The organism is Shewanella algicola, assembly GCF_014648035.1.
GTDB classification, from domain to species: Bacteria; Pseudomonadota; Gammaproteobacteria; order Enterobacterales; family Shewanellaceae; genus Shewanella; species Shewanella algicola.
In genome coordinates, this window is sequence record NZ_BMQI01000004.1 from 1 (window position 1) to 19,248 (window position 19,248).

The following is a 19,248-nucleotide window of genomic DNA, read 5'->3' on the forward strand; positions in this document are numbered from 1 at the left end:
AACCCAGAGAACAAAAAAGAAGCAGCTTAACAGCTTAGGCGACAACTACCTTGAAAAACGCCGCTCCTTGTCAGTGCATTTAATCATCCATGTTTTATTTATCTCTATTTAGCATACATTTTCTTATGTGATGGATTCGTCATTTCAACCTAACCGTTGAAAGGGCGTGACTTGTTAAGAAATTGATATGATACTCTTGCCTATGAGGACTCAACGCTATTAAAGAGTATTGTTGGATTAGCTGTGTATTCATTTAGTGGGGTCAGAGTAAACTTTTATAAAATCAGTTCAAACTTGTCTCTCAAACGTATCTCAGCCCAAAAACGAGTTAACCATGGCTTTCAAATGCTTAAATTCTACTCTGAACTTGAGGCCGTTGAAGAAAATGACGTGAGGTGGCCATGGACGGCCAGCTAGCTTTGGAGGGGAAGGGACGCCCCATCTGAAGCGTTAGCATTTTCGAATTAGGCCGAAGAACCTCAGACGAAGTTAAAAGCTCGATAATTTTCCGTCGCAATTTTTTCGCTGCCGTTGTTTGGTTAAAAAGCGAAAATGTTGCCGGAACGCTGAGGGTTTGCAAAGGGGTACAAGCGCTTTACCCCTTTGCTCTGGTGTGGGCGAAGCACCACGACGTTAGTGGCGGCGGGACTTGAACTGGCGTCCATAAAAAATCCCCGTTGATATTACTATCAGCGGGGATTTTTATACATCAGGCTTTAGCTCACTCGTGGGTAACCTAAAGCGACTGAGTCAATCAATTAACTTTGTTTTTTAACAAACTTTGATTTCAACATCATTTGGCCGTTGCCATCAACTTTACAATCGATGTCGTGGTCGCCGTCAACAAAACGGTTGATCACGGCTTTTGTGCCAACTTTCAGCACAAGTGATGAACCTTTAACTTTAAGATCTTTGATTAAAGTCACTTTGTCGCCTTCTGCCAATAGGTTACCCACGGCATCTTTTAAAATGATGGCGTCTGGATCAACCACTTCTTCATTTGGGTTCCACTCATTTGCGCATTCTGGGCAAATTAATAATGTACCGTCTGAATAAGCGTAAGGAGATTCACACTTTGGGCATGGCGGGATGACATCACTCATAAATTCACTCTCTGTATTTTAGCTTATATCGAACAAGATAAAGGCACTAAGGCATTGTTCAAAAAGCGTTATCGATTGGCATGAGATAGCCACTAAAACCACCTCACCTTAAATTGTAATCGCATTATAATGCTATTATCACAAATTGACTAGCCTAAGCCGTTAGGCTCAGCTCACACTCCACCGTAAAAACGATAGATTAGCTTTTAACTTGCGGGTTCGGTCGGCTTTGATTGTCACCAAAACTGACATCGTGTTTTTCAAGGTATTCACGAATAAGCTGACGGGTAACTTGTGATGGAGTGAGATCTTGTGCCGCACACAATTGCTCAAATGCCTGCTTTTTTAGCGGGTCCATTAGTACAGTAAAACGGGCAGTTTTGTTTTCCACTGGTGATGACCTTTAATTACAACATGATAATTTGATTATAATGCAGTGTTAAGTTAAAGGCCATATTTCACAGTGGATATTCAAGGGGACTCAGCATGCCGCGTAGCTGTACGAGTCACATTGCTAAGCACAATCATAGTGGTAGCTTAAACCATGTTAGCTAATTGTTGTTTAAGCTCAATAAAACTCGGTCTGGCGTTTAAATTAGGCTTTAAGCAATCTTGCACCAATTGGTGTAGCGCTTGCGCCTTGGTGCTGTGAGGGGGCTCAATCAGATTGAGCATGTCTTCAATCATGTACCCAAACGCCCTCACCTCAATAGCTTGCATTAACACACGACGCTCGAAACTGAACTGGTTTAAGTTGGAGGCGGCGCCAAAGTCGCCAAATAACACATTGTCTTGCGGGTTTATCATGGTGTTGTGGGCATAAATATCGCCATGGCTAATTCCATTTTGATGTAAATGCGCCAAAATATCGGCCATTTGGGTCGCTATGTTAATAATACGAGACTCACTAAAGCGGGTGTTTGGCTCAAAAGTATCGCGGCTACAGGTTTGCAATGATGGCGGTAAGCCTAAATTGGCGTAACTTGGCGGGATCAGTTGCATCACTAAGCCTAATTGATCGGCCTGGTTAATTTGCGCCAGTACATTGATCAAATTAGGATGCTCCCCTGCGGTTAAGCAGCAATCAAGCTCGTCTGCAGGGTATCCGTCGCTGGTGATCATGCCTTTGAACAGTTTTATAGCGACCTCATCATCATAACTAAATGCAGCCGTTCCGTGCTGCAAAGCCATATGTGATGCTTGATAAATTAATCCAGAAGCGCCCTGCCCGAGCAATTGACCTAACTGAAATTGCTGTAACGGTACTGTAGGGACTCGCGTGTTATCACAGTGCTCAACATGACTAAAACGATTACCAGAAAAAGCCAACCAGGCCAATTTTGGTAGTTCAAATAACCATTGGGGTAACGCATCAAGTTGATTGGCAGACAACCTGAGTAAAGCCAATCGATGACAATTTGCCATACTGGCCGGCAATGAAGTTAAACGATTACCGGCTAATGCCAGTTTTTCAAGGCGATAACACTGGCCCAAACTGTGAGGCAATTGCTCTATCTGGTTGTCGGTTAAAATTAACCAGCGGGTTTGTTTTGGGATTGATGCGTCTGAAACCGTTCGAATTTGGTTGGCTTTAAAACCAATCATTTCTAAATTGGGGCATTGGCCCAGTACATCAGGTAAATGTTCGAACAGGTTATTCGACAAAAACAGGATTTTTAATTGATGTAGATCGGCAAAGTTGTCAGGTAGCGACGACAATTGATTATCAGTTAAATCGAGCACTTCAAGCGTATCAGCTAACTCAAATAGTTTAGTTGGGAACTCACGCAACCCCTGGGCAATTTTGACCCGTTGAGCACCTTGTAATAAACCATCATTGAGTTGTTGTAATGTATGCATAACGCTTCTCTGTACCGAAAAATGTCGACATAGTAATAGACTGCTCTCAGGGAGACAAATTTAAGGCAAAAAAAAGACCACAGCAAAGGCTGTGGCCAAGACGGACGCTAAAAACACAAATTGGGGTTGATAATTTAGCGCCACTCATTGGCATTAGCATGACAACAAGTGGATTCCTACAAAAATACGCTTATATAATCCGTAAGGATTAGCCACGCAAACAACAAAAACTTAAATCAATTCAGTTAACATGGTGTCGGCATAAGCCACTAACTCATCATCGTCACGCACCTTTGCCACATAGTCTGGGTTAGCAATAAACGGGCGACCAATAGCTAATAAATCAAACTTATTCGCTTCAATTGCAGCACTGCCTGTTTCTGCGCTGTAACAGCCCACGCCCACTAATGTGCCAGTGTAAACGCTACGAAGGTAAGCCGAGATACTGCCACCTAGGTAATCAAACTCCATTGAGTCGTCAAAAATACCGCCGTGTAAAAACGCTAAATTGCGCTTAGCCACCTCAGGTAATAAATAATCAAAAACTGCACGATCACGAGAGTCACCAGCCATATTAAAATAAGCACCTGGAGACAAACGTAATGCTGTGCGATCTGCGCCGATACGCGCAATAACAGCATCGACCACTTCTAACGCAAAGCGTGACATGTTTTCAGGAGTTTGGCCGTATTCATCTTCACGACGGTTATTGTCGTGATGTAAAAACTGGTCAATTAAATAGCCATTCGCGCCGTGAATTTCAACGCCGTCAAACCCTGCATCAATGGCATTGGCTGCCGCTTGTGCATAATCACTAACGAGTTGCTTAATGTCTTCTAACGTCGCAGCCTTTGGTGTTTGGTAAACCAATTCGCGCATTCTTGGCACTGTGCCTTCAACCGCTTGAGCAGAAGATGATAATACGTCACCGTCGCCAAAAAAGTGTGGGTGAGCCACGCGGCCAGTGTGCCATAGCTGGGCAAATATTTTACCGCCATTTTTGTGCACAGCGTCTGTTACGACACGCCAGCCATCAATTTGTGCAGGGGTAAATAAACCTGGAGTATTTGGATAACCCTGGCCATCGGCGCGAATAATGGTCGCTTCACTGATAATTAACCCGGCTTCAGCACGACGCGCATAATAATCGGCAATCTGCTGCGTAGGGACCAAGTCATCATCTGCCATACAACGGGTTAATGGCGCCATTAGAATCTTGTTCGATAATGTTAGGGTGTCATTGAGTTTATATGGTGTAAATAAACTTGCCGTCATGTGACGATCTCCTTAATTGAATACACATTCAAGAATAATGATATTTGAATATACATTCAAGTATTTTTTGAATAGTCGGTCAAATTTGGATAGACTCAGAAAATATGAGCTATTGCACTTTGTTATTAACTTTAAGTGGCAGAATATGAGACACGCTGAATTTGATAGAGAACGAGTATTACGTGCGGCAATGTGTACCTTTATGGTGAATGGGTACACGAAAACCAGCATGCAAGATCTCACTAAAGCAACAGGATTACATCCTGGGTCGATTTACTGTGCCTTTGACAATAAAAAAGGTTTATTCATTGCCGCAATAGAACAATATCAACAAGATCGGACTGATCAATTTAAGCAACTGTTTGCCAATGACCACTCTACAGTAGATAACTTAAGTGATTATCTCGCGCAAATATTACAAGAGTGTTTAAGTGGTGATGCAACCAAAGCCTGTTTATTGACTAAATCGTTAAGTGAAATGGGTGAGCAAGATGAGCAGATTAAACAAATCACTTGTCAATTTCTACAGTCATGGCATCAATCAATAGCGCAAGTATTTGATACTGCAAAAGCACAACAACTTATCCCGCAAAAGAGCGATAGCCAGTTTTTAGCTCAGTATTTAGTGATGGGGATTTACGGATTACGAACGGTAGCGAACACCCAACCTGATGTAGAAGTATTACAACCCTTAGCAGACAAACTGTTAGCGGATTTAATCAGACAATAAAAAAGACACTTGCGTGTCTTTTTTATTATTAATCATGTTGAGTGATTAACCAACAGTGCGCTGCGAATAAACACGCTCACCTAACGAATTCAATATTGTGCACTCACCTTCGAGTACAGCAATAATTGACTTACCTCGACGAAATGACTCAGGGATCATGACTCGCCCAGATTGACTGACTTGCAGATCAGTCAATACAGCGTTGTACATTTCAAGACCTGCAGGAGCATCGTAAAATAACACGGTGACTGTCGCATTTTGTACTTGAACTGCTTCAGCAGATTCGGATTTCATAATAGGACTCTCATTTCCAGCATTATATGCTAAGTGTAGAAATGATATTGATAGTTGCAAATAATCAATACATTTCAAGGTAAAATAAGGAGCGATCCTCAGGTATCAAAGTTTGAGTATCTCTCACAGAGAAGTCCTTTCTCCTTTTATGTTGTTCTTGGTTATCATTGATAACACATCTGTAAATTGTATAATCGAATCCGTTCACTTGATACATAAACTTAACACATCAGATGTGTGAAGATGAGTATTTCTAGATTGCTCACACTCTTCGCGACGGCCTTAGTAATGTTAATTATCGTATTATCAAGCCTATATTATGCAAAATTTAGAACCTGTACCTAAACAGCACCCAATATTCCTGCTAGAATCGATGACAATTTTTAGCCTTAAACATTTATAAAACGAGATTAAGATGGGCAGAGCATATCAAAATAGAAAAGAGTCCATGGCGAAAACCGCTGGCCAAAAGACACGTATTTACTCACGTTACGGCAAAGAGATTTACATTTGCGCTAAAGGAGGGGTTGACCCCGATGGCAACCTAGCATTGCGTAGCTTAATTGCCCGAGCGAAAAAAGATCAAGTACCAGCACACGTCATTGAACGAGCCATTGAAAAAGCACGCGGTGGTGGTGGTGAAGATTATGATACCGCCCGTTATGAAGGTTTTGGCCCTGGCGGCTGTATGGTGATTGTTGACTGTCTAACCGACAACGGTAATCGCACTTTTACTCAGGTTCGTCAGGCCTTCGTTAAAAACGACGCCAAATTAGGTAGCCCTGGTACTGTTGGCCATATGTTTGAACACCAGGCTGTATTTGTGTTTGAAGGCGAAGACGATGAAGCGATTCTTGAATTACTCATGATGGCTGATGTTGATGTTACCGACGTAGAGTTAGAAGATGGCATCATCAGTGTTTTTGCCCCTGTATCTGAGTTTAACAATGCCCGTACAGCCTTAACGGAAGCCTTCCCTGAAATTGACTTTAAGGTTGAAAACTTAGCATTTGTACCACAAACGATGACTGAGCTAACTGGCGAAGATGTGGAAAGCTTTGAAAAATTCTTAGCCGCTCTTGATGATTGTGACGACGTACAAAACGTTTACCACAATGCAGAGTTTAGCGACGAAGAATAACTATTATTTTTGAAATAAAAAACGCAGCCCTTGAGCTGCGTTTTTTGTTAGTGAGCCAGTGGATTAACGTAAGTCCATCTCTTGTACTTTCTCATAAGCAATTTCAGGCGCCGTGACGTCCGGCTTTTCATGTAAATCTGCTTTAAGTTGGCCTTTACGGTGTTTCAGTGCGGCATCTAATTTTTTAGCAGCGCTAGTAATGGCTGGATACATTACTGCGTTGTTACCTTTTGCAGCAATTCGAGTTCCTTCATAGTTGGTTCGAATTTCAACATCATATTCGCCATGCTCTTTAGCGATGATGATATCTAGCGAAATAAGCGTTGGGAAATGGCTAGCTATTTTTGCGAATTTTTCTTCTACGTGTTGTTTGACAGTATCAGTAACATCAACATGGTGACCAGAAAGATTTATTTTCATAGATTGTCCTTAACAGAATTTTACTTGCCAAATATATCGCGTGGTTCTATTGCATGCTGACATAAATAACATCGTTGTACAAATGCATGCATACATAATTAGATATGGGGCATGTGGGCAATATCACAAGTGGTTAATTTGATCATGTGACGCGAGCATCAAGACCAATATGATTAAAACCAACTCGCATGGGCTATATCAAATAGACCTAACCCTTGCATTGATTAAACATCAGATTACTGTTTAAGTATAGACACATTTTTAGCCCCATTGGTTGCAACTTTTGTGTTGTTTATGCAAATGGTGATAAACCCATCAATTAACCGCTAAAAGCAGTTAATTTATAAGCAAATATAACAATTTTATTTTTTTAGGTTTAGCTAAATTAAGTCGAATTAATCATTAATAGGAACTACCATGGCAACAAAATCACTCCAAATTGACATCGTTTCAGACGTAATGTGCCCGTGGTGCATTGTCGGTTATCGCCGTCTTGAACAAGCTTTAAGCCAATTTGACGATCTTGATGTGACACTGCAATGGCACCCATTTGAACTTAATCCAGCGATGGGGCCAGAGGGTCAACATTTAGGTGAACACATTGCAGAAAAATACGGTTCAACACCGGAGCAGAGTGAACAAAACAGACAACGGCTCACTCAAATGGGGGCGGATTTAGGTTTTGAATTTAACTTTTCAGACTCATCACGTATCTATAACACCCTACTCGCCCACCAGCTGCTGTATTGGGCTGCTGAATCTGGTAAACAAACAGAGCTAAAACTGGCGTTGTTCACCAGTTACTTTACCGAGCAGAAGAACCCAGATGACATTGAAGTGCTAGTTGAAGCCGCCAACCGCGTAGGCTTAGATGCAATTGAAGCACGAGCGCTATTGACCGACAAACGTTATGAAAAAGCGGTCAAAGAAGAAGAGCAATTATGGATTAGTCGCGGTATTCAAGCTGTGCCGGCCATCGTGTTTAATCAGCAGTATCTAGTCTCTGGCGCACAAGAACCCGCTACAATTGCTGAGTTAATCACTAAGCTCACTACTGACGCGGCATAACTCAAATTAGCCTATGCCTAATGACGAACAGCGGATTAAAAGTGTTTTTTTCGATCAGCATCAAAGACTTTCATTAGCACTTGGTGTTGAATCTAGCCTGATAAGTTATCGTTTCACTCACCTTCGCTCTGATATTAAACGGTACATTGAGTCGTTATAAACAACCACTATTTTAGTGGCTTTGGGAGTACAGAATGGGTTTTAAAACAACGGTAAATTGGCAGTCTTCACCCAGTGAGGAAGGTGAGTTTAATCGCGACCATCAGGTCAAATTTGGCACAGGACAAACCATCGACGCATCATCGGCGCCTGAATATAAAGGCAATGGCGACAAAGTGAACCCGGAAGAAAGCTTATTAGCTGCATTATCATCTTGTCATATGCTGACTTTTTTAGCGATAGCACATTTAAAGCGACTGCCCGTGTTGAGCTATGTTGACCATGCCACTGCCGATTTAGGCAAAAATGAAGCAGGTAAGATTGCGGTGGTTAAAATGACACTTGAGCCAACCGTGACCTTTGCTGAAGGTGTTGAAGTCACCCAAGAAACCTTAGATAAAATACATGAAAAAGCACATGCAAACTGCTTTATTGCTAACTCAGTTGCCTGTGAAGTTGAGATTAAAACCAACTAAACAACGCATTAACCCGCGTTAGGTTTAATACCAAGCTCATGTTTCATCATAGATAAAAATGCCCCTACCAAATTGGATTTGGCAGGGACATTTTTACTTAACCTGAACTCGCGGATAAGGTTACTTACAAACTAGTACTTACAAACTGTGCTTACCCTTTGCTTGCAAGCATGGCTAACACTAACCCTATTTGGTTTTTATATCGTCAGCTTTACCTGCTTTTGGCATAGGCCCCCCTTGTAACGGCGCAATAGGTTGTTGTACCAACTCATCTTTTAAATAACTGATTGCCGCCTCAAGCTGAGCATCTTTGCCACTAAATGTCGCGTAAGGGAGGTTATCAACTTCAATGTCCGGCTCAACACCGTGGCCTTCAACAATCCAGCGACCATCTATTGCATACTGTGGGTATTCGGCCACTCGCGCCATGCCTTTGTCGGTAACAGAGTTACGCCCCGACAGCCACACACCTGCACCGGCAGTTTGTTTACCAATAATAGGGGCAATATTAAGCGCACGAATACCGGCTGAGAAGGTTTCGCCGTCTGAGTAGGTCATTTGATCGGCCAATACCACTAAATGGCCTCTGAACGTTTGTTGCATGTTTGCATTGGTACTGCCATGGGTTGGTTGCCAGAATGCCCAGGCACGACGCAGCAGTTTTTCGATAATCCAGCTGTCGATGTTACCGCCACGATTACGGCGCACGTCAATGATTAAGCCGTCTTTGTCGTAATTGGTATAAAACTCACGGGCAAAGCTTTCAATATCACCTGAGCCCATGGCATACAAATGTAAATAACCAATATTGCCTTTAGAAGCTTTAGCGACTTTGACCCCATTATGCTCAACCCAATCAAGGTAACGTAACTTGGCATCGGTACCTATATCGTGTGGTGTCACCACGGTATTAAGAGCCGTTTTGCCACGTTGAAGCCCTAATAGCACTTGTTTATTGCCTTGATTACGCAGTAATCGAGTCACATCAGCAACGGTGTCGACCTTTTTGCCATTAATAGCACGAATGACATCGCCCTCTTGGGCATCGACTTCAATGCGCGCAAGCGGTGAACCAGACAAAGGCAACTCGTTGTCGGTTTGGTAAATGTGGCTGATCACCACCCCTTTATCGGTTTGCGTTAACCTTGCGCCTAACGCTGCGGCTTTGGCCGCATCGGTATTTTTGTCAATGTCGCCACCACGCACTTGTGAGTGCAGTGAATTAAGCTCACCCATCATTTGCACAAAGATGTCATTAAGTTCATTTCGGTCGGTGAGCCTGTCGACCAGTGGTTGGTATTTAGCTTTGGCAGCCTGCCAATCTAAACCGCGCATTTTAGGGTCAAAAAACGAGTCGCGATGCATAAGCCAGGCATCTTCAAAAATCTGTTGCCACTCTTGTTGTGGTGCAATACTTAACTGCCATTGATCGGTGCTGACTTTAGCGTTTGATACGTCACTCGGTAACTTATCGCCCGCATCGACAATCATGATGCTTTTAGGATCTGTTTTTTTACGCAGCATGAGTTTGCTGCCATCTTTTGCCAAGGCATATTGGCCAACATCGTCGCTAAAGGTGTCAACTTTTGGCTGTTGTGCATCAAACTTAACCAGCTTTAATTCGCTTTTATCCTGGCTACCGTCCAATAAATACAGCTTATCTTTAGTTGCCGTTAAACTGCTGTAGTTGCCGGCATCTACTGGCACCTGCCATAAACGCTGATTTAATCCGTCCCAGTCGACTTTTGTTTTCGCTGGACTATCTTGACCGGCTTTATCGGCTTTTTTTGCGCCGTTGTTAACGGTAAGCTCAGTGGGTTTTGCAAATGGGAACGTCGCTTTAGCATCTAACGCTAAGGCAAATATTTGGGTACGCTTGTCAAAAATGGGCCCCATGTTACGGTCGCCCCAAGGCGAGCCTGGATTGGCTTTAAATTCGCGGTTAGACAAAAAGTACAACCATTTTCCGTCATGGCTAAAACTAGGCGAAAACGACTCATATTTATCTGTGGTTAAGGTTTGGGCTTTAGACTCATTAACAGAATACAACACAATTTGCGGTCGTTGCTTGCCGATTTCTAATTTGGTTAACGCAATAAATTGGCTGTCGCCAGACCATTTAATGTCTTGATAAGGGCCAAGGCCTTCACCATTTTCGATAATTTTTTGGTTGTTACTGCGAGTTAAATCCAATAACCACACATTGCCCATGTAATCGTCGTGCGCTAAATAACGGCCATTGGGCGATAACGTTAAACTGGTGCGCAGGGTATTGCCATCTTTAGTCAGCTGTTTTGCCCCTGCAGAGCCGTCTGCTGGGTATTGCCAAATTTCTTGCTCACCAGACGCATCACTAATACCATAAACCCATTTGCCATCGCTGCTTAAAAGCGCATCGCGCACACGGCTATTTGCGGGTGAGTCTATTTGCACCAAACGGCGACCGTCGTTGCTAGCAACCGCTACGTGACTGCGCGCGGTAATCACCACATTATCACCTTGCTGAGCAAACACGGTCGAGGTGGCGTAATCCATTGGGTCATTAACCCATTGTTCACGGCGATGAGCAAAGTCACTGGTGAGCTCAATATCCAGGATGCTTTCGGCCATGTCGTCTAAATTGAGTAACTTAATGTCGGCGCCTTGTTGAAATACAATGCGACCATTATCAAGTTGGGCATCACGCACTTGCCATTGGGTGTATTGGGTATGCTGTTTGATGTCTGTCCCATCAATACTCATTGACCAAATATTATCATTACCTGATTGGTCGCTGACAAAATACACTCGTTGTTGCCATACCATCGGCTGTTTTACTGAGCCTTCATGAGCTGTGGTTAACTGTTGCGCTTCTTGTTTGCTGCCCATTTTATAACGCCAAATTTCACCTTTGGCGCCGCCGCGATACACTTTGGCGTTGTCGCCACTCACCTGTAAACCAAACTGAGTAAAGTATACATACTCGCCTTTATCATCGATGGCGCCTTCAACAGCGTCGGCTAATGGTAGGTCGGTAACAGTTAATGTTTGCGGGTTAACGGTTTTGAGCACCCAAAAGTTAGCGGGGCCAAAAGCGTTATCTGTGGAATACAACACCTCACCTGTAGCAGTCCATCCTTGCAGGCGCACTCGGCTGTTTTCAAAGCTCACGCGTTTTGCCACACCGCCCGTAATAGGCATCACATACACTTCGTTTGCGCCTTCATAATTGGCGGTATAAGCCACCCATTTGCCGTCTTTAGAAATCGTGGCATCGAGCTCTTCGGCTGTAAGGCTAGTTAAGCGACTGGCTTTAGTTTGATTAAGTTGTGTGGTCCACAAGTCGCCTTCTGCAGTAAAGACTAGCGTTTGATCATGCAGCGCAGGCGCGCGGTAATAGCCTTGATTAGAGGCATTGGCGAATATCATTGATGAGCAGGCTAATGTGCCTAAAGCTAACATACAATGCGTTACAGATCGGCGAAGTTTCATGGTGAAGTATTTCCTTTATATCGGTCTATGGCCTTTTCATTATTTGTTCACGTTATCAGAGTTATGTCATTTTTTGCAGTACAAAAATGTAACTAAAAACGGCTAAGCAATTATTGCTTAGCCGTTGGCTTTTGTTCACTGAAGTTTATCCATTATTGCGAGGTGAGCTGTGCTTTAATCTTTTGATATTGCTCATAAAGTGGATGAACAGGACTCAATAGCTCAGGAAAGCGCTGCTCCATGGTTATCATATAACCTTCAGCTTGCTTGATTTTATTGTCTGCCATTAACGCCTGTAATCGCGCAAACGCGACTTCGGCGGTATCAAGCTCAATATGACCTTTTGGATTACTTTCAAGTTGTTGCTTCATCAGTTTAAACTCTTTTTCTTGCTGGCGTATGGGCAGCGCTGCGGCTTTAAGCTGCGCAGCTTCAGCGGCGGTAGCCTGTTTAGCCGCTTTGGCTTGTTTTTGCGATTCCACTAACGCTTGCTGGGAAGCCTCTTGCATCTGCATTTTGCCCGTGAGCGTATTGTCGATTAAAGCCTCATCACTTACAGAAGCTGGACTAGCCTGCTCTAGCTTTGGTGACGCTGTGCGCATTGACATACCTTCAACGACAATTGATTGTTCAACGGCTGCATTACGAATCGTTTCACTTGATGATTTACTCATCACGTTTTCAACATCAAACTGTTGAGCGTCCATTTGCTGTTCAGGCAATCCTTGCTCAAGGTTTATGCCAACCTGTTGTTGTAAACTCGGGTTTAAAATAAACAACCCTGCCACCAATATCACAGATGCCGCTGTTGAAAATAACCAAGCATTGCGTTGCCACAATGATTTAGTCACGCCGCTTTGTTTAGCGACCACATGACGCGCCGCTCTAGCTTTTGCCAGGATAGCCTCGTCTAACTCAGCTGAAGGTTGTTCCATCGATTGCTGATGATAGGCTTGTTTGATTTCAGTTTGTAATGCAGTGAACTCTGCATCATCTTGTTGCTGACTCATTACCTTGTCTCCTGCAATTTAAGAGCAATACATTGCTTAATACTCTGATAAGCATAACGAATCCGACTTTTAGTCGCTTCTAATGTTACATCGGCAATGTCGCTGATCATCGCCGCGGTCATGCCCATTTCAATGTTGAGCAAAAACGCTTCTTTTTGCACTGCGGGCAAATGGGCAATGCAGGCTTTCATCATATTGAGTTGCTGCTGTTGCTGTAATTGCGGCTCAGGCGCATTGAGATTGTCAGCCTCAAGACTATCCATTTGCTGCTCATCGGCAAGTGGACTGATGTTATCGAGTGGCTTAACCACTCGCACATGATCAATCAGCAAGTTATGGGCAATTTTATACAACCAGGTAGTAAATTTGGCTTTAACTTGATATTGCGCCGCCGCATTCATCACCTTGCTCCAGGTGTCTTGATATAAGTCTTCGGCCAATTGTTGATCATGTAGTTGGCGGACAAAATAGCGATACAAAGGGCCTTTGTGTTTGCGATATAGGGTTTCGAATGCACTGATATCGCCAGCCTGGTAATCGAGCATAAGCTGCTCGTCACTACCGACTTGAGGCACTAAAGTGTCATCCTTTGGCTGTGCATCTTTTGACTGAGTGAGTGTTGGCACCATTTTATCCTTAATGTGGGTTAACCCGCTTAGCAACCTGACTTGGCGGCATCGCCTCTGCTGACTGCATCGACAGCACCTTGGCGGTTTTTAATAGCTGTACAAATTCATGGCGATAGCCAAAACGGTCTTGGCCCATTGCAGATTCGGCAAGTGTAATTAACTTAGCATAATCAATGTCGTGGACATAATTATTATGGTTCAGCAATTGACCAAAACCGGCCACCGCTGCGGCAAAGCGTAAATCATCACTGGCTTGGTGCAAATGGCTTAATTGCTGCTGTTTAGTGATGGGGTAAGTTAATAATTGGCTTGCTTGACCGCCAATGGCTTTATAACGCAATTTTAAAAAAGCCACTTCATCGCTATTTATCGAAACATCAGCATCAGTAGCCATTGATGCAGAGTAACGCAGCGGATCAGCCAGCTTGTTTTGGCTGTCGTTATAGCGTAACTCGTATAACGCGGTGACACTGTGACCCGCACCAATCTCACCAGCATCAACAGCGTCGTTGTTAAAGTCGCTGCGGTTTAATAAGCGGTTTTCGTAACCAATTAAGCGGTATTCAGATACCACAGCGGGGTTAAATTCAATTTGTATTTTGACATCATGGGCAATGGTTAATAACGTCGCGCTGAGTTGATCTACCAGCACTTTTCGCGACTCATTTAAGGTGTCAATATAGGAGTATTGACCATTGGCTTTATTTGATAACTGTTCCAATAGATGGTCATTATAGTTGCCTAAACCAAAACCTAATGTCGACAAACCGATACCTGTTTTACTGTGAGCCGCCACATAATCCACCAGGTGCTGATGGTCGGTCATTCCCAGATTGAAATCGCCATCGGTGGCTAAAATAACTCGATTAGTGCCACCTTCAATAAAATGCTTTTGTGCTAATTGATACGCTAACTGGATGCCCTGACTGCCATTAGTGCCGCCTTGCGCGTTGAGCTGATTAAGCGCACGGCTGATGGTAGTAAAGTCATTACCTGCAACCCCATCAAGTACCACTCCACTGGCACCGGCATAAACCACTATCGAGACCTTATCTTGCGCCGACAATTGCTGGCTAAGCATCAACAGCGCCTGTTTAAGCAAAGGTAGTTTATCGTTTGATGACATTGACCCAGACACATCTAACAACAACACTAGGTTACTGGCACCGAGTTGGTCAGCGGCAATATCATAGCCTTTAATACCAATGCGTAATAATTGCGTGTCTTGATTGTAAGGCGATGGCGCCAATTCTGTGGTGACATTAAAGGGCACATCTGCATCGATTGGCGCGGGGTAATCGTAGCTAAAGTAGTTAATCAGCTCCTCAACTCGAACACTGTTTTTAGCCGGTAATTGGCCTTGGTTAATTAGTCTGCGAGTGGTGCTGTAACTGCCGGTATCAACATCAATAGAAAAGGTCGATACCGGTGTTTCACTCACTACCATATTGCCGTTTTGCACTAAGGTGGCAAACTTATCATTAGTGATAGGCGCAGAAACAAGGTGGTGAATATTGCTATGCATTGGCATGATATTGGCCATCTCTTTCGCTTCACTCAATTGTTGGCGCTGTTTAACCAATCGATGAGCTTGTCCCTGAGCTGAAACCATCATTTCAGCCTGTTGGGGTTTTAATTGATAGTCGTTCACGGGTGAGTCTTTTTTTGCAGCTATAAGCTCAGGTGCACTCGTTGTGGCGTCAGTCTGCGCTAGCTCTGGCTGAACAGAATCGTGTGACTCTTGCGCACAGCCGCTAACCATCATGCCACTGATAATGACAGCCAAAAGACGCTGCTTAAATGCTTGCTGATAATCCTTCATAATCGTGCCCTTTTTAATTGTTTGTTATGTCGCTACTGACTAATAACGAACGCAAATATAAAAAGGGTTATTTAAATGATATTTATTGCCCTCCTACAACCACAGTAAAAGAGTTTTCGTTTTTAGAAACTGAGTGTTAGCCTCAAGAAACACTGAAGTGCAGCCAATCACGCACGGCTTATGCTATTATCTAGCCCCTTTTTTATCGCCTTAATATTGAGGTTAATTGCTCGGGATATTTACCCGATAAATTAACAAAATATACTAATAGAATAAGTACGTTAAGGAGTTAACATGCAAGCCCTAGTTGCTGTTGTAATGGGTTCGAAAAGTGATTGGCCGACAATGGAAGCCGCCGCAGAAATAATGGATAAGCTCCAAGTGCCTTATCATGTTGAAGTTGTTTCAGCTCACAGAACGCCAGACAAGCTAATGGAATTTGCAAGTTCTGCTGCAGATAAAGGCTATAAAGTCATTATTGGTGGCGCAGGCGGCGCAGCCCATTTACCAGGCATGATCGCCTCTAAAACCCGCTTACCCGTGCTGGGTGTGCCAATACAAAGTAAGGCGTTATCGGGCATGGACAGCTTATTATCAATTGTTCAAATGCCTAAAGGGATTGCCGTTGGTACTCTAGCCATTGGCACTGCTGGCGCATTTAACGCAGGTTTACTCGCGAGCCAAATTTTGGCCGTAACCGACGCTGATTTAGCCGCACGCTTAGAGGCTTTTCGCGATGAGCAAACACGCTCTATTCTTGATAATCCCGATCCGAGAGAAGACTAATGACTTTGCCAAAAAATCTTTGGGTATTAGGCGATGGTCAATTAGGTGCCATGCTCAGCCATGCTGGTCAACCACTGGGTATTAATGTACGCCCGGTTGATATTATGACCCCAACTGATGCGCAATTACCGCTACTGGCAGACGACATCATTACCGCTGAACGTGAACAATGGCCAGAATCGCAACTGAGTTTGCAATTAAGCCAGCATCCGCATTTTATTAATGGCCCCGTTTTTGGCCGTTTAGCAGACCGTTTTACGCAAAAAAGTCTGTTAGATGAATTGTCGGTAGCAACCTCGCCATGGCAACTTGTCGATGACAACACCAGCACTGACACTCTGCACAATGCTTATGGTGACCGAGTATTGCTAAAGCGCCGCACAGGCGGTTATGACGGTAAAGGTCAACATTGGTTAAAGCAAGCCGAAGCAACCACGATCCCTGATGATTGGCGCAATGAAGCTATTGCCGAGCAAGCGATTAACTTTGACGAAGAAGTGTCGTTAGTCGGCGTGCGCACCCAAGATGGCCGTTGTTTGTTTTACCCTTTAACACTCAACCTACATCAAGACGGCATTTTAATGGCATCAATTGCGCCACTAAGCCGTTTAGCACCGCTACAAGCGGAAGCTGAAACCATGTTAAGCAAGGTCATGAATGGCCTTGATTATGTGGGTGTGATGGCGATGGAGTGCTTTAGAGTTGGCGAACATCTTATGGTTAACGAGCTTGCGCCTAGAGTGCATAACTCAGGCCATTGGACCCAGGCTGGCTGTCATATCAATCAGTTTGAACTGCATTTACGCGCACTGTGTAATTTGCCAATGCATCAACCACAGGTGAACTTTCAATGTGTGATGGTGAACTTGATTGGTATCGATAAAGACGACCGTTGGTTAAGCCTGCCAAATGCTGAACTGTTTTGGTACAACAAAGAAGTGCGAGTCGGCCGTAAGGTGGGTCACTTAAACTTGTCTGTGCACAATAAAGCCATGTTAGATGACAGCATTAACCAACTTAAAAGCTGGATGCCACAGCAATACCAGGCTCCTTTAGATTGGATTTTGGCAGAGTTTGCTTAATATATTATCTTAACTAACCAAAAGGGGCATTAAGCCCCTTTTTGTTATTATAAAACATAGGTATACAATATTTTTTCACTTATTCAAAAATCAACTGATCAAAAAAATAATTTGGTGTAGCATAAGGTTAGTACCTGATGTTAATTATCTTATTCTGTTATTGATTACAGTTAAGTATTGTTAGTTAACAACTTTTACAGGTTGACGTGTTACCTCCTTTTTATAACCTAAAATCATCCACGATTAATAGTTATTCATTATTAAAATAATAAACCTGTACCGTTTCAAGGATGATGGTGGTCAAACATTGGAGCATAAATGAAGAATAATCAACCCACTACCGATAAAGAGTATGACTACCCCGCAGATTCAATTTTACTTTCTATTACAGACCCTCAAAGCCACATCAAGTATGCAAACAACTCATTTTGCCAAGTTGCTGGGTTTGATCAACAAACATTATTAAATCAACCACACAATATGGTTCGCCATCCAGATATGCCTACAGATGCTTTTAAAGATTTATGGCAACACATTCAACAAGGTGAACCTTGGAAAGGCCTGGTCAAAAACAGGTGTGCAAATGGGGATTTTTATTGGGTAGATGCTTTTGTTACGCCTATATCTTACAAAGGAAAGATAATTGAATATCAATCAATTAGAACAAAACCAACTCAAGAGCAAGTCAATCGGGCTGAAAAGGTTTATGCTAAATTAAATGCTGGGGATACGCGTGCAGTAACACCTAGTAAACTCACTCTTCCACTGAAAATTTACAGTATTTTTATCTTAGCTATGCTACCTATGTTATTTGTAGCTAGCCAAGCTAATACAATTGGATATGGACTGTTTGGACTTAGTTTTGTTTGTGGTTTAATCGGCCTAAAATTAGGGTTTGCACGCTTTAATGCTCTTGTAAATAAAGCAAGTGAAATATATGACAACCCGATTGCCTCACCTATTTATACAGGCAAGAATGATGATATTGCTAAAATTGATTTAGCATTACAAATGCAAGCTTCAGAATTAAAAGCGGTGTTAGGCCGCACTCTTGACTCAAGTGAGCAAACCTCGAATAGCGCCAAAATATCGGCCGTTAAAGGTACCGAGATTCAGAAGAACAGTCAGTCTCAGATGGCTGAAGTTGAACAGGTCGCAACGGCTATGCAAGAAATGACCGCTACGCTAACTGATATGGCCGCTAATTGTACTGACGCAGCACAGGCTGCTGAAAATGCATCATCTCAAACCAATCTGGGTGACGATATCGTTAAACAAATGGTCAGTTCCATACAAGACATGTCTATTCAATTGAATAAAATTTCATCTGTAATTGCTGAGTTAGAAAACCAAAGTAACAGCATAGGTTCAGTTTTAGATGTTATTCAAGGAATTGCAGATCAAACTAATTTACTTGCATTAAATGCCGCTATTGAGGCTGCAAGAGCTGGAGAGCAAGGTCGTGGGTTTGCCGTTGTGGCTGATGAAGTTCGTTCATTAGCACAACGAACACATGTCTCTACCACTGAGATCCACACTATGATTAATAGTCTTCAGCAAGGGACTAAATCTGCGGTATCCAGTATGGAATCTGGATTATCCTCTGCAGCAGTTTGCGTTGAGCAAGCCGAAAGCGCAGGAAGTGCCTTAAATGAAATTCGCAGTGCTGTTGGCATGATGACCGACATGACTCACCATATCGCAAGTGCTGTCGAGCAGCAATCTCAAGTATCAACAGAAGTTAACCGAAACGTTGTTAATGTTTCACAATTGGTTAATGAAAGTAGTGACTTAGGTAAAGATATGGTTGGGCTCAGCCAAGGTGTAGTTGAAAAGCTTGAATCGCAAACTGTATTGGTTGAGCAGTTTCTTAAGCGAAGTTTTAAAAAGACTCAATAACCTACAAACAACCCCATCTTTGC

At 43.1% G+C, this 19,248-nt stretch carries 17 protein-coding genes; 7 read left to right on the plus strand and 10 right to left on the minus strand.

Annotated elements, in window-relative coordinates; genetic code table 11:
• Positions 1 to 758 precede the first annotated feature (758 nt).
• From IEY42_RS02715 to IEY42_RS02730, 4 genes are all read right to left on the minus strand, one after another.
• On the minus strand, positions 759 to 1,103 hold the full coding sequence (locus IEY42_RS02715) for a zinc ribbon domain-containing protein YjdM (protein WP_188917732.1): 345 nt from the start codon (positions 1,101 to 1,103) through the stop codon (positions 759 to 761).
• 199 nt (positions 1,104 to 1,302) lie between these two features.
• The gene (locus IEY42_RS02720) at positions 1,303 to 1,494 is read right to left on the minus strand and encodes a ribbon-helix-helix protein (RefSeq protein WP_011636565.1); all 192 of its coding nucleotides are present in this window, start codon (positions 1,492 to 1,494) and stop codon (positions 1,303 to 1,305) included.
• Positions 1,495 to 1,640: 146 nt separating this feature from the next.
• Positions 1,641 to 2,963 (minus strand): leucine-rich repeat-containing protein kinase family protein, encoded by a 1,323-nt coding sequence (locus IEY42_RS02725; protein ID WP_188923833.1) that lies wholly within the window; start codon positions 2,961 to 2,963, stop codon positions 1,641 to 1,643.
• Between the two features lie 231 nt (positions 2,964 to 3,194).
• Positions 3,195 to 4,238: an alkene reductase gene (locus tag IEY42_RS02730; protein ID WP_188923834.1), complete on the minus strand. Its 1,044-nt coding sequence runs from the start codon at positions 4,236 to 4,238 to the stop codon at positions 3,195 to 3,197.
• A gap of 145 nt (positions 4,239 to 4,383) precedes the next feature.
• On the opposite strand from IEY42_RS02730, the gene IEY42_RS02735 reads away from it, so the two are divergent.
• Complete coding sequence (locus tag IEY42_RS02735; protein WP_188923835.1) at positions 4,384 to 4,968, plus strand: TetR/AcrR family transcriptional regulator; 585 nt, start codon at positions 4,384 to 4,386, stop codon at positions 4,966 to 4,968.
• A gap of 45 nt (positions 4,969 to 5,013) precedes the next feature.
• Here the strand turns inward: IEY42_RS02735 and IEY42_RS02740 are convergent, their stop codons facing one another.
• Positions 5,014 to 5,262 carry a TIGR02922 family protein gene (locus tag IEY42_RS02740; RefSeq protein WP_188923836.1) on the minus strand — a complete coding sequence of 83 codons (249 nt, stop codon included), beginning with the start codon at positions 5,260 to 5,262 and terminating at the stop codon, positions 5,014 to 5,016.
• Between the two features lie 415 nt (positions 5,263 to 5,677).
• Here IEY42_RS02740 and IEY42_RS02745 point away from each other — a divergent pair, with 415 nt between their 5' ends.
• Positions 5,678 to 6,403 carry a YebC/PmpR family DNA-binding transcriptional regulator gene (locus IEY42_RS02745; RefSeq protein WP_188923837.1) on the plus strand — a complete coding sequence of 242 codons (726 nt, stop codon included), beginning with the start codon at positions 5,678 to 5,680 and terminating at the stop codon, positions 6,401 to 6,403.
• 63 nt (positions 6,404 to 6,466) lie between these two features.
• Here IEY42_RS02745 and hpf read toward each other — a convergent pair whose 3' ends face one another.
• Complete coding sequence (gene hpf / locus IEY42_RS02750) at positions 6,467 to 6,823, minus strand: ribosome hibernation-promoting factor, HPF/YfiA family (protein WP_188923838.1); 357 nt, start codon at positions 6,821 to 6,823, stop codon at positions 6,467 to 6,469.
• 417 nt (positions 6,824 to 7,240) lie between these two features.
• Between hpf and IEY42_RS02755 the strand changes: the two genes are divergently transcribed.
• Together IEY42_RS02755 and IEY42_RS02760 are read left to right on the plus strand one after the other, a co-directional pair.
• Complete coding sequence (locus IEY42_RS02755) at positions 7,241 to 7,891, plus strand: DsbA family oxidoreductase (RefSeq protein ID WP_188923839.1); 651 nt, start codon at positions 7,241 to 7,243, stop codon at positions 7,889 to 7,891.
• A 194-nt stretch (positions 7,892 to 8,085) separates the two neighbouring features.
• Positions 8,086 to 8,526 (plus strand): OsmC family protein, encoded by a 441-nt coding sequence (locus tag IEY42_RS02760; protein ID WP_188923840.1) that lies wholly within the window; start codon positions 8,086 to 8,088, stop codon positions 8,524 to 8,526.
• A gap of 186 nt (positions 8,527 to 8,712) precedes the next feature.
• On the opposite strand, the gene IEY42_RS02765 is transcribed toward IEY42_RS02760, so the two are convergent.
• The 4 genes from IEY42_RS02765 to IEY42_RS02780 form a co-directional block, all read right to left on the minus strand.
• Positions 8,713 to 11,997: a S41 family peptidase gene (locus IEY42_RS02765; protein WP_188923841.1), complete on the minus strand. Its 3,285-nt coding sequence runs from the start codon at positions 11,995 to 11,997 to the stop codon at positions 8,713 to 8,715.
• Between the two features lie 152 nt (positions 11,998 to 12,149).
• Positions 12,150 to 13,007 (minus strand): hypothetical protein, encoded by an 858-nt coding sequence (locus IEY42_RS02770; protein ID WP_188923842.1) that lies wholly within the window; start codon positions 13,005 to 13,007, stop codon positions 12,150 to 12,152.
• Positions 13,007 to 13,552 carry a sigma-70 family RNA polymerase sigma factor gene (locus IEY42_RS02775; RefSeq protein WP_229779893.1) on the minus strand — a complete coding sequence of 182 codons (546 nt, stop codon included), beginning with the start codon at positions 13,550 to 13,552 and terminating at the stop codon, positions 13,007 to 13,009. Before IEY42_RS02775 ends, IEY42_RS02770 begins: the two co-directional genes overlap by 1 nt.
• A 91-nt stretch (positions 13,553 to 13,643) precedes the next feature.
• A complete protein-coding gene (locus tag IEY42_RS02780) occupies positions 13,644 to 15,458 on the minus strand; it encodes a vWA domain-containing protein (RefSeq protein WP_188923844.1) in 1,815 nt (604 codons plus the stop codon).
• Positions 15,459 to 15,752: 294 nt separating this feature from the next.
• Here IEY42_RS02780 and purE point away from each other — a divergent pair, with 294 nt between their 5' ends.
• The 3 genes from purE to IEY42_RS02795 all read left to right on the plus strand — a co-directional run bounded on the left by purE (position 15,753) and on the right by IEY42_RS02795 (position 19,225).
• Positions 15,753 to 16,244, plus strand: coding sequence for a 5-(carboxyamino)imidazole ribonucleotide mutase (purE, locus tag IEY42_RS02785; RefSeq protein WP_188923845.1), 492 nt, complete (start codon positions 15,753 to 15,755; stop codon positions 16,242 to 16,244).
• Positions 16,244 to 17,326: a 5-(carboxyamino)imidazole ribonucleotide synthase gene (gene purK / locus IEY42_RS02790; RefSeq protein WP_188923846.1), complete on the plus strand. Its 1,083-nt coding sequence runs from the start codon at positions 16,244 to 16,246 to the stop codon at positions 17,324 to 17,326. The genes purE and purK overlap by 1 nt, the downstream gene beginning before the upstream one ends.
• 318 nt (positions 17,327 to 17,644) lie before the next feature.
• Entirely contained in the window at positions 17,645 to 19,225 is a 1,581-nt protein-coding gene (locus tag IEY42_RS02795; RefSeq protein WP_188923847.1) for a methyl-accepting chemotaxis protein, read from the plus strand.
• Positions 19,226 to 19,248: the final 23 nt, after the last annotated feature.

Bases quoted from the DNA above. Each gene is read 5' to 3' on its own strand.
- IEY42_RS02715 (WP_188917732.1), bottom strand. From the start codon at position 1,103: ATGAGTGATGTCATCCCGCCATGCCCAAAGTGTGAATCTCCTTACGCT.
- IEY42_RS02725 (WP_188923833.1), bottom strand. From the start codon at position 2,963: ATGCATACATTACAACAACTCAATGATGGTTTATTACAAGGTGCTCAA.
- IEY42_RS02730 (WP_188923834.1), bottom strand. From the start codon at position 4,238: ATGACGGCAAGTTTATTTACACCATATAAACTCAATGACACCCTAACA.
- IEY42_RS02735 (WP_188923835.1), top strand. From the start codon at position 4,384: ATGAGACACGCTGAATTTGATAGAGAACGAGTATTACGTGCGGCAATG.
- IEY42_RS02740 (WP_188923836.1), bottom strand. From the start codon at position 5,262: ATGAAATCCGAATCTGCTGAAGCAGTTCAAGTACAAAATGCGACAGTC.
- IEY42_RS02745 (WP_188923837.1), top strand. From the start codon at position 5,678: ATGGGCAGAGCATATCAAAATAGAAAAGAGTCCATGGCGAAAACCGCT.
- hpf (WP_188923838.1), bottom strand. From the start codon at position 6,823: ATGAAAATAAATCTTTCTGGTCACCATGTTGATGTTACTGATACTGTC.
- IEY42_RS02755 (WP_188923839.1), top strand. From the start codon at position 7,241: ATGGCAACAAAATCACTCCAAATTGACATCGTTTCAGACGTAATGTGC.
- IEY42_RS02760 (WP_188923840.1), top strand. From the start codon at position 8,086: ATGGGTTTTAAAACAACGGTAAATTGGCAGTCTTCACCCAGTGAGGAA.
- IEY42_RS02765 (WP_188923841.1), bottom strand. From the start codon at position 11,997: ATGAAACTTCGCCGATCTGTAACGCATTGTATGTTAGCTTTAGGCACA.
- IEY42_RS02770 (WP_188923842.1), bottom strand. From the start codon at position 13,007: ATGAGTCAGCAACAAGATGATGCAGAGTTCACTGCATTACAAACTGAA.
- IEY42_RS02775 (WP_229779893.1), bottom strand. From the start codon at position 13,552: ATGCTCGATTACCAGGCTGGCGATATCAGTGCATTCGAAACCCTATAT.
- IEY42_RS02780 (WP_188923844.1), bottom strand. From the start codon at position 15,458: ATGAAGGATTATCAGCAAGCATTTAAGCAGCGTCTTTTGGCTGTCATT.
- purE (WP_188923845.1), top strand. From the start codon at position 15,753: ATGCAAGCCCTAGTTGCTGTTGTAATGGGTTCGAAAAGTGATTGGCCG.
- purK (WP_188923846.1), top strand. From the start codon at position 16,244: ATGACTTTGCCAAAAAATCTTTGGGTATTAGGCGATGGTCAATTAGGT.
- IEY42_RS02795 (WP_188923847.1), top strand. From the start codon at position 17,645: ATGAAGAATAATCAACCCACTACCGATAAAGAGTATGACTACCCCGCA.